This is a genomic window from Nocardioides furvisabuli, from assembly GCF_021083185.1.
GTDB classification, from domain to species: Bacteria; Actinomycetota; Actinomycetes; order Propionibacteriales; family Nocardioidaceae; genus Nocardioides; species Nocardioides furvisabuli.
The window spans coordinates 457,973-471,552 of record NZ_JAIGQB010000002.1 but is presented as its reverse complement, the minus strand read 5'-3'; the positions used below and the strand labels follow the sequence as shown (position 1 = coordinate 471,552).

Below are 13,580 nucleotides of genomic sequence, written 5' to 3'. Positions count from 1 at the left end.
TGGTCAGTCGGCGGCGAGCGGGAGGCGACAGAGCGCGCTCTCCGTCCGCGCGAGGTCCACGGCGCGACGCTGCGTCAGCAGGTCGCCGACGGTCGCGGGAACCGTCGGCGAGGGGGTGGAAGGCGCGCTCACGTCCGGTCCAACCGATACTTTCGGCTACCTGTTCCGTGGTCCGCCTCACACCCGGCACACCAGTCCCTAGGATCCCGCCCATGTCCCCCCGTCTCGGCGCGCGCCTTGCTGCCCTCCTCGTCCCCGCCACCCTCCTGCTGCCCGTGGCGGCCCACGCCGAGAAGGTGGTCAGCGAGGACAGCGTCGGTGACGTCGTCACCCTCGCCGACGGGTCGACCGATCTCCAGGACGCCGTCCCCGCCCCGGGCTACGGCGGGGTCGACGTGGTCCGGACCTCGGTCGCGCACGGTGCCACACGACTGCGGCTGACCGTCAGCTTCCGGGCGCTTGAGCGCGACCCCCTCCAGTTCACGGTCTTCCGCATCAGCACGCCGAGGGGCACGTTCGACGTCCTCGTCGAGCGCCTGGGCGGGAAGCCGATCTCCAGCATGGACCGGCGCGGGAAGACGGTCGAGTGCGGCGGCCTGAGGTCCAAGGTGGACCGGGGTGCCGACACGCTGACGACCTCGCTGCCCACGTCCTGCCTGGACGCGCCCCGCTGGGTCCGGGTCGGCGTGGGCGCCGTCGGCGTCGCCGCCCAGGCGGAGTCGCCTGACCTCGCGGCCGTCTACGCCGACGACGCACACCGCGACGGGACCGTCCGCGACGCCCTCGCCAAGAGCCCCAAGGTGCGTCGCGGCTGACTCACCGCGCGAGCAGCACCAGCACCTCGTAGTGGGAGGTGTGCGGGAACATGTCGAGCACCCGCGCCTCCACCGGGCGCAGTGACGGCGTGAGCGCGAGGTCGCGCGCCAGGGACTCGGCGTTGCACGAGGAGTAGACGACGTGGCCCACGCCTGACGCCTCGAGCCAGCCCGCCAGGTCGGCGCCGATCCCTCGCCGGGGCGGGTTCACCACGACCAGGTCGGGCACGGCGCTCGAGCCCAGGGCGTACGACGTCGCGTCGGCGGCCACGAACCCGGCCTCCACCCCCAGCTCGGCCGCCGTGGCCCCCGCGGCGGCGATCGCGTCGGCCGAGACCTCGACCCCGAGCACCTCGCGGTCGGCGCGTGCGAGGTGCAGCGCGAAGCCGCCGACCCCGCAGTAGAGGTCCCACACGCTGCGAACGTCCGCCAGGGCGTCCACCCACGCCCGCGCCTGGTCGTAGAGCGCCTCCGCGACGGCGGTGTTGGTCTGGAAGAACGACTTCGGTCCGAGCCGCAGCGTGACCCCGGTGGCGAGGCGCATCGGCAGGCTGGCGTGCTCGGTGAGCACGATCTCGCGCTCGCCCTCGAGCACGGCCTTGTGCTCGGGCTGCACGTTGATCGTGACCACCCGCAGGCCCGGCACGGCCTCGAGCAGGCCGGGCAGCCGGGAGCGGACGCGCGCCTCGAGTGCCGTCGAGCGCATCACCAGGCGGAGCATCAGCTCCGCGTCGGGCGACTCGGTGAGCAGGACGTGCTTGAGCTCGCCGCCGCGCGTCGCGACGTCGTACGGCGTCAGACCGGCGTCGCTGATCCACTCGGCGATCCGGCCGAGTGCCGTCGTCAGGCCGGGGGAGTGCAGGCCGCAGTCGCGCAGGTCCACCCCGGCGAGGTCACGGTCGAGGATGCCGAGGGTCGGGGCGTCGACGGTGCCCCCGACGGCCATCTTGGCCTTGTTGCGAAAGCCCGCCTCCGCGCCTGCGACCGTCGGCAGCCACACGGGCGCGTCGACCCGCGAGCGGGCGTGCTCCTCCTTGTCGATGAGCTGTCGCGCGCGAGGCACCTCCAGCAGCGTGCAGGAGCGGCAGCGGAAGGCGTCGTAGTGGTGGCAGTCCACCTCAGCGCAGCCGGCCCATCCACTCCTCGACGTCCGCCGACGAGCGGGGCAGCGAGGCCGAGAGGTTGGTGTGGCCGTCGGCGGTGACGAGGATGTCGTCCTCGATCCGGATGCCGATGCCGCGCAGCTCCGACGGCACGAGCAGGTCGTCCTCCTGGAAGTAGAGGCCCGGCTCGACGGTGAGCACCATGCCCTCGGCGAGGTCGCCCTTGGGGTAGATGTCGGCCGAGGCGCGGCCGCAGTCGTGGACGTCCATGCCGAGCATGTGGGAGGTGCCGTGCAGCGTCCAGCGCGCGTAGACCTTCGACTCCGGGTCGAGCGCTTCCTGGGCCGAGACCGGCAGGAGGCCGAGGTCCTCGAGCCCGTGCGCCAGCACCTCCATCGCCGCCTGGTGAGCGGCCAGGAACGGGACGCCGGGGCGTACGGCCTCGATGCCCTTCTGCTGGGCGGTGAACACCAGGTCGTAGAGGTCGCGCTGCAGCGGCGTGAAGGTGCCGTCGACGGGGAGGGTGCGCGTCACGTCGGCGGTGTAGAGGTTGATGCCCTCCACGCCCATGTCGAGCAGCACGAGCTTGCCGGGCTCGATGGAGCCGGTGTTGTCGATCCAGTGCAGCGTCGTGGCGTGCGAGCCGCCGGCGCAGATCGAGTCGTAGCCGATGTCGTTGCCCATCGCACGGGCGCGGCGGAAGAACGTGCCCTCGATCCAGCGCTCGCCGAACTCCCGCACCCGGTCCCACTCGCGCACCGAGTCCTCGAACCCGAGCGTGGTGATGTCGCAGGCCTCCTGGAGCTCGCCGATCTCCCACTCGTCCTTGACCAGCCGCAGCTCGTCGGCCACGCGGGCGAGGTCCTCGTCGGTGGTGACGTCGCGGGTCTTGCGGTCGTCGTCGAAGGACGGCAGGTCCTTCACGTGGCGCACCTCGATGCCGAGCGAGTCGGAGATCTCCTGCGCCGAGGGACGGCGACCGGCCCACAGCTCGCCGTACTGCCGGTCGCGGAAGAACTCGTCGGTGTCGCGCTCGGAGCGCGGGCGGGCGTAGAGCACCGACTCGCCGTCCTCGATCACCAGCACGGCGTCGGAGGTCTGGTTGCCGGTGAAGTAGGTGTGCGCGGTGTCCGGACGGAACCGGTAGTCGGTGTCGTTGGCGCGGACCTTGTAGGTGCCGGCGGGAAGCACGAGCCGGTCGTCGGGGAAGGCCTGCGCCAAGGCGGCACGACGGGTCGCGGCGTGGTCGGCAACGGGGTGGCGCGGCATGTCCAGCGCCCGGTCGCCCCAGCCCTTGCGCATGAAGGCGGCGTAGGCGGCCGGCACCGCCGGGTCGTGCGACTCGGTCCGCGGCTCGTCGGCGGGGTTCTCGACAGGGTTCTCTGCGGTGGGCTCGCTCACGCCGTCACTGTACGACGCGAGGGCGTCGGCCCACGAGGGCGTCGGCGCACGCCCCTTGGGGTGCGCCGACCACGGTCGAAGTGCCTTGCTCGGTTAGGCTCCGACCATGCATCGACGCCGCCGGGACAGCGTTGCCTTCACGGTCGTGGTGGCAGTCCTGGTGCTCGTCGGCGCCGCAGCGATGGCCCTCGTCGTCGCCCTCTCCGGGGCTCCCGGGACCCTCGCGCTGGCCGCTCTCCTCGCGGCCCTCCCGGTCGGCCCGCTCGTCGGGTGCTTCATGTGGCTCGACCGCTACGAGCCCGAGCCGCGAGCGCTGCTCGCCGCGGGGCTGCTGTGGGGGGCGTTCGTCGCCACGGCCGCGGCGCTGGTGCTGCAGGTCCTCGGCATGGCCGGCGGCGCGAGCGAGTCCGACTCGCTCTCCGTGGTCGCGCCGGTCACCGAGGAGGTCACCAAGGGCGCCTTCCTGGTGCTGCTGCTGTGGTGGCGGCGCCACGAGCTCGACGGCGTGCTCGACGGCATCGTCTACGCCGGGATGGTCGGCATCGGCTTCGCCTTCACCGAGAACATCCTCTATCTCGCCAGCGCCTACAGCGGGACCGACGGCCTCGAGGGTGGCTCGGCGGCGCTCACGGTGACGTTCATCTTCCGGTGCCTGCTCAGCCCCTTCGCGCACCCGCTCTTCACGGCGTTCACCGGCATCGGTGTGGGGCTCGCGATCTCCAGCTCCCGCCCGCTCGTGCGCCGCCTCGCCCCCGTCGTGGGCCTCGCGCTCGCCGCGCTGCTGCACGGGTTGTGGAACTACTCCACGATCCAGGGCACGTTCCTCGTCGTCTACGCCACGCTGATGCTGCCGGCCTTCCTCGGCGTGGTGGCGTTCGCGGTCTACCGCCGGCGCTCCGAGCGCCCGCTCCTGGTCGAGGCGCTCCAGGACGCCGCCGACCGCGGACTGCTGCCCGCCACCGACATCCCGTGGCTGGTGGACCTGCGCGCCCGCCGGCACGCACGTCGCTGGGCGCTGCACCACGGAGGCAAGCAGGCCGAGCGCGGCATGCGCGAGTACCAGGCGGCGGCCATCGAGCTGGGCTACCTCCACCACCGCTACCTCCGCGGCACCGCTCCGGACGACTTCGCGGTCCGCGGGCAGGAGCACGTCGAGGAGCTGCGGCTCATCCGCCCCTACATCTCCTTCCCCGGACAGGTGGTACCCACCCGATGAGCGAGCCCGAGGCGGACCAGACGCTGCCCCCCGGCCGTCGTACGCCCGACACCACGACCGCGATGGTGACCGCACTCGTGCGGCTGCGCGGTGCGCTCCAGGAGGCCCGGCTGCCGCTGGAGCTGCCCGGTGCCGAGGAGCAGCGGGCCGCGCGTGCCGAGATGGTCGACCAGCTCGAGGACTACGTCATCCCGCGCCTGATGACCCTCGACGCACCGCTGCTGGCGGTCGTCGGCGGGTCCACCGGCGCCGGCAAGTCGACGTTGGTGAACTCGCTCGTCGGGACCCGCGTCACCGCGCCCGGGGTGCTGCGGCCCACCACCCGCTCGCCGGTGCTGGTGCACCACCCCGACGACGCGAAGTGGTTCGGCCAGGACCGGCTGCTGCCCGAGCTCGAGCGCGTCACCCGGCAGACCAACGACCCCGAGGCCCTCCAGCTGGTCGCCTCGTCCGCGATGTCGCCGGGCCTGGCGATCCTCGACGCCCCCGACATCGACTCGGTCGAGGAGCGCAACCGCGTGCTCGCGGCCCAGCTGCTCGCCGCCGCCGACCTGTGGCTCTTCGTCACCTCGGCCGCGAGGTACGCCGACCAGGTGCCGTGGGACTTCCTGCGCAAGGCCGCCGAGCGCTCGGCCGCCGTGGCGATCGTGCTCGACCGCACGCCCCCCGACGCCGTCGACACCATCGCCACCCACCTCGCGCGGATGCTCGCCAGCCGCGGCCTGAAGGACTCCCCGCTCTTCACCGTCGAGGAGGGCGAGGTCTCCGAGACGGGACTGCTGGCCTCGGACTCGGTCATCGACATCCGCCGCTGGCTGCAGGCCCTGGCCGACGACCAGGACGCCCGCGCCGCGGTCGTCCAGCAGACCCTCGACGGCGCGATCCGCACGCTCGGTCGGCGTACGCACGTCGTCGCCGACGCCGCGACCGAGCAGACCGACGCCGTACGCCGCCTGCGCGAGGACGCCAACGAGGCCTACGACCGGGCCGTGAAGGCGGTCGGAGAGGCTTCGGCCGACGGCTCGCTGCTGCGCGGCGAGGTGCTCGCCCGCTGGCAGGAGTTCGTCGGCACCGGCGAGCTGCTCAAGACGCTCGAGACGCGCGTCGGCTGGATCCGCGACCGGGTCGTCAACGCCGTCAAGGGCAAGCCGCAGCAGGCAGAGCGCGTCACCGTCGCCGTCGAGTCCGGGCTCGAGACCCTCATCCTCGAGCACGCCGAGGCCGCAGCCGAGCGTGCCGAGGCGTCCTGGCGCGGCACCGCCGCGGGCCAGGTCCTGCTCCGCGATGCGGGTGAGGACCTCGGTCGCGCGTCGCGCGACTTCCGCCGCCGCGCCGAGCGCGCCGTGCGCGACTGGCAGGACGACGTGCTGGAGATGGTGCGCAGCGAGGGCGCCGACAAGCGCTCCACCGCGCGCTTCCTGGCCTTCGGCGTCAACGGCCTCGCGGTCGCGCTGATGATCGTCGTCTTCGCCCACACCGGGGGCCTCCTGGTCGGCGCCGAGGCGGGCATCGCCGGCGGCTCGGCCGTCCTGGGACAGAAGCTGCTCGAGGCCGTCTTCGGTGACCAGGCGGTGCGCAGCCTCGCCGAGCGCGCCCGCCAGCGGCTCGAGACCTCGATGAGCGACCTGCTCGACGCGGAGCGTCGCCGCTACACCGACCTCCTCGACAGCCTCGAGATCTCGCCCGAAGCACCCGAGCGGATGCGCTCCGCGGCCCGCAAGGTCGACGACCTGCGCTACGCCGCGACGCAGCAGCCCCAGGGTTCGGGCTCTGCCGGGAGCGCCCCCTAGGGTTGAGTCCCCGAGAACCGCACCACCCAACCGTGAGGGAGTCATGACGTCGTTGCTCGAAGGGGCCAAGAAGCTGGTCACCAGGAGCTCTGACATCGGCGCCCGCGTCGACGGGCTCGAGCGCGCCGCCACGGCTGCCCGCGGACGCGTCGACGACTCCGTCGTGGACGACGCGGAGAAGGTCGCCGCCCGCGCGGCCGGCCGGCTGAAGCTGTCTGCCGACCACACCGTCGTCGCCCTCGCCGGCGCCACCGGCTCGGGCAAGTCCTCCACCTTCAACGCGCTGAGCGGGCTCGAGCTCGCCGCGGTCGGCGTACGCCGTCCCACCACGTCGTGGGCCACCGCCTGCGTGTGGGGCAAGGAGGGGGCCGAGGAGCTGCTCGAGTGGCTCGGCATCCCCGCGCGCCACCAGGTCACCCGCGACTCGATGCTGTCGGCGGCCGACGAGGACGTCGAGCTGCGCGGCGTCGTGCTCCTCGACCTGCCCGACCACGACTCCACCGAGGTCTCCCACCACCTCGAGGTCGAGCGCCTGGTGCAGCTCGCCGACATGCTGGTGTGGGTGCTCGACCCGCAGAAGTACGCCGACGCCGCCATCCACGACCGCTTCCTCAAGCCGCTGTCGGGGCACCGCGATGTGATGCTCGTCGTGCTCAACCACATCGACACCGTGCCGGAGGACCGGCGCGCCTCGATGCTCGACGACGTACGCCGCCTGCTCGAGGCCGACGGCCTGTCCGGCGTCCCGGTGCTCGGCGTGAGCGCGCGCCACGGCTGGGGGGTCGATGAGCTGCGCGGCATGATCGCCGAGCGCGTCGCGGCCAAGAAGGTCACCCGTTCCCGGCTCGAGGCCGACGTGAAGAGCGCCGCGCAGCGTCTCCAGGAGGCCACCGGCACCGCCAAGGCGCCGTCCCTGTCGAAGGAGCGGGTCGCCGCCCTCGACGACGCCTTCGCCGAGGCGGCAGGGGTGCCGACCGTGGTGAAGGCCGTCGCAGACTCCACCCGCCTGCGGGCCAACCGGGCGACCGGGTGGCCGGTGACGGCCTGGTTCTCCCGGCTCAAGCCCGACCCGCTCAAGCGGCTCCACCTCGACCTCGGCGCGTCCGGCAAGGCTCTCACCGGCGCTGCCCGCACGTCGGTGCCGAAAGCCACCGGCGTCGAGCGCGCCCGGGTCGACACCGAGGTCCGGGCCCTGGCCGACCACGTCGGCGAGGGCATGGCGCCCGCGTGGGCATCGGCCGTCCGTGCGGCCTCGGTCTCGCGCCTGCCGGACCTGGGTGACCGGCTCGACCGGGCGGTCGCCTCGACCGACCTCGGCGCGGCGAGGATCCCGGTGTGGGCCGGTCTGGTGCGTGTCCTGCAGTACGTCCTGATCGTCTCCGCCGTCCTCGGCGCCGGGTGGCTGGCCCTGCTCGCCTTCGGCTCCTACGCCCGGCTGCCCGAGCCCCCGACCCCTGAGGTCGGCGCCTTCCCGCTGCCCACGCTGATGCTGCTGGGCGGGGTGGGGCTGGGCATCCTCCTGGCGCTGGTGTGCCGCTGGCTTGTGTCGCTCACCGCGAGATCGCGGGCGCGATCGGCCGACAAGCGCCTGCGCGAGGCGATCTCGGAGGTGTCCGCGGAGGTCGTGGTTGCCCCGATCCTGGCCGAGATCGCGTCCTACGCCGAGGTGCGCGACGGCCTCACCACCGCCCTGCGCTGAGGATCGCGGGCCACGAGTCGTCCACAGGGACGTGTCGGGTCGTCTCGTCCACAGCTGGTCGTGGCCTCGGGTCGTGGTTGTCGGCCCCGGTGCACAGTCTTGGGGGACCGCGGCGGAGCCACCGCCGCCGAGTCCAGGAGACACCTCGATGTACGACACCCAGATCACCCTGACCGGTTGGATCGGCGGCGACGTCACGCTGCGCGAGCTCGCCGAGGGCCGACAGGTCGCCTCGTTCCGCGTGGCCTGCACCCCGAGCCGCTACCGCGACGGCGAGTGGGTCCGCGGCACCACCTCGTGGCACACCGTGAAGGCGTGGAACCGGCTGGCCCGCCACGTGGCCGACTCGCTGAGCAGCGGCGATCCCGTGGTCGTGCACGGCCGGCTCGTCGCCGACGTGTGGGAGCGCGAGGGCAAGCCGCAGACCTCCTTCGAGGTCGTGGCGACCTCGGTCGGCCACGACCTGAGCCACGGCACGACCCGGTTCGCGAAGGCGGTGGCGCCCGAGGTCGCCGAGGTGCAGCCGGTGGCGAGCGAGGCGGCGCCGCAGGCGGCCTGAGGAGGGCGGGCCGGCGGCCTCCGGGGCCCGGTCGGTCGACAGCCGCTCCGGGGGAGGCGCGATTGTCGGGCGGGGTCCGGTTCCCCGTAGGCTCGCCCGCATGGCTGAGTACGTCTTCACACTGCGCAACGTGCGCAAGGCCCATGGTGACAAGGTCGTCCTCGACAACGTCACCCTCTCGTTCCTCCACGGTGCCAAGATCGGCGTCGTCGGACCCAACGGCACGGGCAAGTCCTCGCTGCTCAAGATCATGGCGCAGCTCGACCACGCCAACAACGGCGACGCGATCCTCGACCCCGAGGCGAGCGTCGGCATGCTCCAGCAGGAGCCCCCGCTGAGCGAGGGCAAGACCGTCCTGGAGAACGTCGAGGAGGCCGTCGGCGAGCTCAAGGCCAAGATGAAGCGTCTCGAGGACGCCTACATGGAGATGGGCGAGCCCGACGCCGACCAGGACGCGCTCATGGAGGAGACCGGCAACCTCCAGACCGAGCTCGACAACGCCAACGCGTGGGACCTCGACAGCCGCCTCGACCAGGCCATGGACGCACTGCGGTGCCCGCCGCCGGACGTCCTGGTGGACAATCTTTCCGGTGGTGAGCGCCGCCGCGTCGCGCTGTGCAAGCTGCTGCTCCAGCAGCCCGACCTGCTGCTCCTCGACGAGCCCACCAACCACCTCGACGCCGAGTCGGTGCAGTGGCTCGAGGGGCACCTCGCCTCCTACCCCGGCGCCGTCCTGGCCGTGACCCACGACCGTTACTTCCTCGACAACGTCGCGCAGTGGATCCTCGAGCTCGACCGCGGCAAGGCGCACCCCTACGAGGGCAACTACACGACCTACCTCGAGACCAAGAAGGACCGCCTCAAGATCGAGGGCCAGAAGGACGCCAAGCGCGCCAAGGTCCTCGAGCGTGAGCTCGAGTGGGTCCGCTCCAACGCCAAGGCCCGCCAGACGAAGAGCAAGTCGCGTCTCGCGCGCTACGAGGAGATGGCGGCGGAGGCCGACCGGATGCGCAAGATCGACACCTCCGAGATCAACATCCCGGCCGGGCCGCGCCTCGGCGACATCGTGCTGGAGGCCGACGACCTCGCGAAGGGCTTCGAGGGTCGCACCCTCATGCACGACCTCTCGTTCAAGCTCCCGCGCGCCGGCATCGTCGGCGTCATCGGCCCCAACGGCGTCGGCAAGACCACGCTGTTCCGGATGATCACCGGCCAGGAGGAGCCTGACGCGGGTGAGCTCAAGGTCGGCCAGACCGTGAAGATCTCCTACGTCGACCAGAGCCGTGGTGGCATCGACCCCAACAAGAACGTCTGGGAGGTCGTCTCCGACGGCCTGGACTTCATCAAGGTCGCCAACTTCGAGATGAACAGCCGCGCCTACGTCGCGTCGTTCGGCTTCAAGGGCCCGGACCAGCAGAAGAAGGCCGGCGTGCTCTCCGGTGGTGAGCGCAACCGCCTCAACCTCGCGCTGACGCTCAAGATGGGCGGCAACATGCTGCTCCTCGACGAGCCCACCAACGACCTCGACGTCGAGACCCTGTCCTCGCTCGAGGACGCGCTGCTCGACTTCCCCGGCTGCGCCGTGGTCACCTCCCACGACCGGTGGTTCCTCGACCGCGTCGCCACCCACATCCTGGCGTGGGAGGGCGACGAGGAGGACCCGGCCAGGTGGTTCTGGTTCGAGGGCAACTTCGCCGCCTACGAGGAGAACAAGATCGAGCGTCTCGGCATCGAGGCGGCGCGGCCGCACCGCGTCACGCACCGTCGCCTGACCCGGGACTGACCCGGCCCGACACGAAGAGCCGCCCGCGAGAAAGCTTGCGGGCGGCTCTTGTGCTTGAGGCCCGGCTACTGCGTACGGATCTCCGACTCCGGGTGCCGCGTCACCAGGTGGTCGGCCACCTGGTCGAAGACCCGCCCGACCGCGGCGAAGTCGTCCTCGGCGACGAGGTCGACGATGTTGCGGCGCACGCTCTCCACGTGGCACGGCGCGGCCCGCTCGAGCAGCTCGTAGCCCTGGTCGGTCATCGTCGCGACGACGCCGCGACCGTCCTCGGGCGTCGTGCCGCGGGTGACGTAGCCGACGGCCTCCATCCGGGCGACGGTGTGGGTCACCCGGCTGCGCGAGTGCGCCATCGCGTCGGCCAGGTGCGCCATCCGCATCGCCCGGCCCGGACGCTCGGAGAGCCGCACCAGCACCTCGTACTCGGTCAGCGACATCCCGAACTCGCGGCGCAGGTCGTCGTCGAGACGTTCCAGCAGCAGCGTCATGCCCATCATCAGGGCACGCCACGAGTGCTGCTGCGTGTCGTCGAGCCAGCGCGGTTCCCCCGTGGTGGTCATGGCGCCAGCCTAGTGCCGTGCAGTGCCGGGACCCGTCAGCCGACGCGCTCGAGGATCATCGCCATGCCCTGGCCGCCGCCGACGCACATGGTGATGAGGCCGGTGGACTTGTCGTGCCAGTCCAGGCTGTTGAGCATCGTGTTCTGCAGGCGCGCGCCCGTCATGCCGAAGGGGTGGCCGACCGCGATGGCGCCGCCGTTGACGTTGAGGCGGTCCAGGTCGATGCCGAGGTCCTGGTAGGACGGCACGACCTGCGCGGCGAACGCCTCGTTGATCTCGACGAGGTCGATGTCGCCGATGCTCATGCCGGCGTGCTCGAGGGCGCTCTTCGTGGCCTCGACGGGACCGAGGCCCATGATCTCGGGGGAGAGCCCGGAGACACCGGTGGACACGATCCGTGCGAGCGGGGTCAGGCCGAGCTCGGCGGCCTTGGTGTCGGACATGACGACCACGGCGGCGGCGCCGTCGTTGAGCGCGCAGCAGTTGCCGGCGGTGACCACGCCGTCGGGGCGGAAGACCGGGTCGAGGCCGGCGATGGCGTCGTACGTCACTCCGGCGCGCGGGCCGTCGTCCTTCGTCACGACCGTGCCGTCGGGCGTCGTGACCGCGGTGATCTCGCGCTCCCAGAAGCCGTCGGCGATCGCCTTCTCGGCGAGGTTCTGGGAGCGGACGGCGAACTCGTCGAGCTCCTTGCGGTCCAGGCCGCGCATCCGTGCGACGTTCTCGGCCGTCTGGCCCATCGCGATGTAGATGTCGGGCAGCTGGCCGTCCTCGCGCGGGTCGTGCCAGTCCCGGCCGCCCTTGGCGTACTCGTCGGTGCGCGCGCCGGCGTCCTCGAAGAGCGGGTTGCGGGTGCCGGGGATGTGGTCGGAGGTGCCCTTGGCGAAGCGCGAGACGGTCTCGACCCCGGCGGAGACGAAGATGTCGCCCTCGCCGGCCTTGATCGCGTGGAAGGCCATGCGGGTCGTCTGCACCGACGACGAGCAGTAGCGGGTGACCGTGGCGCCGGGGACCTCGAGGCCGAGGAGCGTGGTCACGACGCGGGCCATGTTGTTGCCCGACTCGCCACCGGGGAGGCCGCAGCCGAGCAGCAGGTCCTCGATGGTGGTCGGGTCGAGACCGGGGATCTTGTCGAGCGCGGCCTGCACGGCGAGCGCGGTGAGGTCGTCGGGGCGGAAGTCCTTCAGCGAGCCCTTGTTGGCCCGGCCGATGGGGGTACGCGCTGCGGAAACGATCACTGCCTCGGGCATGGGAACTCCGGGTTGCTCGTGGGTTGGCAAAGTCTCCCGGCACCCTAGTCCGCCGTCCTCCGCAGCGGCACCGGCCCCGGTGTGGCCTACGTCATGGCGACCGGGCCCGGCGGACGGCGTACGCCCCCGCGCTCCGGTTCTGCGACGATCGGTGCGTGCGCCATCTCTACCGCTGCCCGCTCAGGTGGGCCGACCTCGACCTGCTGGGCCACGTCAACAACGTCACCTATGTCGACTACATGCAGGAGGCGCGGGTGGACATGTTCCGCACCCACGCCCCCGACAGCCGGGCCGACGACCTGGCCGAGGGCGTGGTCGTGGTGCGTCACGAGGTCACCTACGTCTCCTCGCTGACCTTCTCCTTCGAGCCGGTCGCCGTCGAGTGCTGGGTCACCGAGATCCGCGCCGCGAGCTTCACCATGGGCTACGAGGTCTTCGCCGAGGACGAGGCGGGGGAGCGCACCGTCTTCCTGCGCGCCCGCACCGTGCTGACGCCCTACGTCTTCGCGACCGAGCGACCGCGGCGCCTGCACGCGGGGGAGAAGGAGTCACTGACCCGCCTCCTCGAGCCGGACGAGCCCGTACGCCCACCGGCGGCGGTCGGGGTCGTGGAAGTCCCCGGCGGCGCCTATCCGGTGCACGTGCGCTTCAGCGACGTGGACATCTACGGCCACGTCAACAACGTGAAGTACTTCGAGTACTTCCAGGAGGCCCGCATCCAGCTGCTGGTCTCGCAGGCCGGCGAGCTGGGCGAGGGCTACCACCTCGTCGTCGCGCAGACCGACGTCGACTACGTGCGCCCGATCCTGTTCCGGCCCGAGCCCTACGACTGCCGCACGTGGGTCTCGCGGACCGGCCGGACCTCGGTGGTCTTCGAGTCCGTCGTGCGCGACGGCGACGAGGTGCTGGCCCGTGCCCGCGTCGTGGGGGTGTGCATCGACAGCGCCACGGGCCGACCGGCTCCCGTCCCGGACGCCTACCGGGAGCTCACTCCAAGGTGTTGACCATGAACTGCGCGGCGTGCGTGACGTAGTCCCAGAACCGCTCGTCCTGCTCCGGTGTCAGGTCCGCGGCGTCGAGGCCGGCCCGGAAGTGGACCAGCCAGCGCTGCGCGGCCGCCGGGGTGACCTGGAAGGGCGCGTGCCGCATCCGCAGGCGCGGGTGCCCACGGGTCTCGGAGTACGTCGACGGCCCGCCCCAGTACTGCACGAGGAACAGCGCGAAGCGCTCCTCGGCCGGGCCCAGGTCGGCCTCGGGGTACATCGGGCGCAGCAGCTCGTCGTCGGCCACACCCTCGTAGAAGCGGTGGACGATCGTGCGGATCGTCTGCTCGCCGCCGATCTCGTCGTAGAAGGTGGTGGTCACCCGACCATTGTGTCGGGTGCACCGGAACGCACCGGAGGC

Annotated in this window: 13 protein-coding genes; 7 read left to right on the top strand and 6 right to left on the bottom strand. The window is 72.0% G+C overall.

Translation table 11 applies throughout. The annotated features are described in order from the left end of the window. Positions 1 to 3 precede the first annotated feature (3 nt). A complete protein-coding gene (locus K4G59_RS19885; protein WP_269209640.1) occupies positions 4 to 132 on the bottom strand; it encodes a hypothetical protein in 129 nt (42 codons plus the stop codon). An 80-nt stretch (positions 133 to 212) separates the two neighbouring features. Between K4G59_RS19885 and K4G59_RS05430 the strand changes: the two genes are divergently transcribed. After that, positions 213 to 815, top strand: coding sequence for a hypothetical protein (locus K4G59_RS05430; protein WP_231249874.1), 603 nt, complete (start codon positions 213 to 215; stop codon positions 813 to 815). Position 816: 1 nt separating this feature from the next. Here the strand turns inward: K4G59_RS05430 and K4G59_RS05425 are convergent, their stop codons facing one another. Together K4G59_RS05425 and K4G59_RS05420 are read right to left on the bottom strand one after the other, a co-directional pair. Then, the gene (locus K4G59_RS05425; protein WP_231249873.1) at positions 817 to 1,878 is read right to left on the bottom strand and encodes a methyltransferase domain-containing protein; all 1,062 of its coding nucleotides are present in this window, start codon (positions 1,876 to 1,878) and stop codon (positions 817 to 819) included. Positions 1,879 to 1,933: 55 nt separating this feature from the next. Next, entirely contained in the window at positions 1,934 to 3,319 is a 1,386-nt protein-coding gene (locus K4G59_RS05420) for an aminopeptidase P family protein (protein ID WP_231249871.1), read from the bottom strand. A 106-nt stretch (positions 3,320 to 3,425) separates the two neighbouring features. Here K4G59_RS05420 and K4G59_RS05415 point away from each other — a divergent pair, with 106 nt between their 5' ends. The 5 genes from K4G59_RS05415 to ettA all read left to right on the top strand — a co-directional run bounded on the left by K4G59_RS05415 (position 3,426) and on the right by ettA (position 10,366). Further along, the gene (locus K4G59_RS05415; protein ID WP_231249869.1) at positions 3,426 to 4,535 is read left to right on the top strand and encodes a PrsW family intramembrane metalloprotease; all 1,110 of its coding nucleotides are present in this window, start codon (positions 3,426 to 3,428) and stop codon (positions 4,533 to 4,535) included. Beyond that, on the top strand, positions 4,532 to 6,325 hold the full coding sequence (locus tag K4G59_RS05410; protein WP_231249868.1) for a dynamin family protein: 1,794 nt from the start codon (positions 4,532 to 4,534) through the stop codon (positions 6,323 to 6,325). The genes K4G59_RS05415 and K4G59_RS05410 overlap by 4 nt, the downstream gene beginning before the upstream one ends. 43 nt (positions 6,326 to 6,368) lie before the next feature. Further along, the gene (locus K4G59_RS05405; protein ID WP_231249867.1) at positions 6,369 to 8,024 is read left to right on the top strand and encodes a YfjP family GTPase; all 1,656 of its coding nucleotides are present in this window, start codon (positions 6,369 to 6,371) and stop codon (positions 8,022 to 8,024) included. 148 nt (positions 8,025 to 8,172) lie between these two features. Next, entirely contained in the window at positions 8,173 to 8,583 is a 411-nt protein-coding gene (locus K4G59_RS05400) for a single-stranded DNA-binding protein (protein ID WP_231249865.1), read from the top strand. 100 nt (positions 8,584 to 8,683) lie between these two features. Continuing rightward, a complete protein-coding gene (gene ettA, locus K4G59_RS05395; protein ID WP_231249863.1) occupies positions 8,684 to 10,366 on the top strand; it encodes an energy-dependent translational throttle protein EttA in 1,683 nt (560 codons plus the stop codon). Between the two features lie 65 nt (positions 10,367 to 10,431). On the opposite strand, the gene K4G59_RS05390 is transcribed toward ettA, so the two are convergent. Then, positions 10,432 to 10,926 carry a MarR family winged helix-turn-helix transcriptional regulator gene (locus K4G59_RS05390; RefSeq protein ID WP_231249861.1) on the bottom strand — a complete coding sequence of 165 codons (495 nt, stop codon included), beginning with the start codon at positions 10,924 to 10,926 and terminating at the stop codon, positions 10,432 to 10,434. A 35-nt stretch (positions 10,927 to 10,961) separates the two neighbouring features. Continuing rightward, positions 10,962 to 12,176 carry an acetyl-CoA C-acetyltransferase gene (locus tag K4G59_RS05385; protein WP_231249859.1) on the bottom strand — a complete coding sequence of 405 codons (1,215 nt, stop codon included), beginning with the start codon at positions 12,174 to 12,176 and terminating at the stop codon, positions 10,962 to 10,964. Positions 12,177 to 12,331: 155 nt separating this feature from the next. Between K4G59_RS05385 and K4G59_RS05380 the strand changes: the two genes are divergently transcribed. Further along, the gene (locus K4G59_RS05380; protein WP_231249858.1) at positions 12,332 to 13,180 is read left to right on the top strand and encodes an acyl-CoA thioesterase; all 849 of its coding nucleotides are present in this window, start codon (positions 12,332 to 12,334) and stop codon (positions 13,178 to 13,180) included. Here the strand turns inward: K4G59_RS05380 and K4G59_RS05375 are convergent. Further along, complete coding sequence (locus K4G59_RS05375) at positions 13,164 to 13,541, bottom strand: globin (protein WP_224279898.1); 378 nt, start codon at positions 13,539 to 13,541, stop codon at positions 13,164 to 13,166. The two genes, K4G59_RS05380 and K4G59_RS05375, sit on opposite strands and share 17 nt — an antisense overlap. Between the last annotated feature and the right edge of the window lie 39 nt (positions 13,542 to 13,580).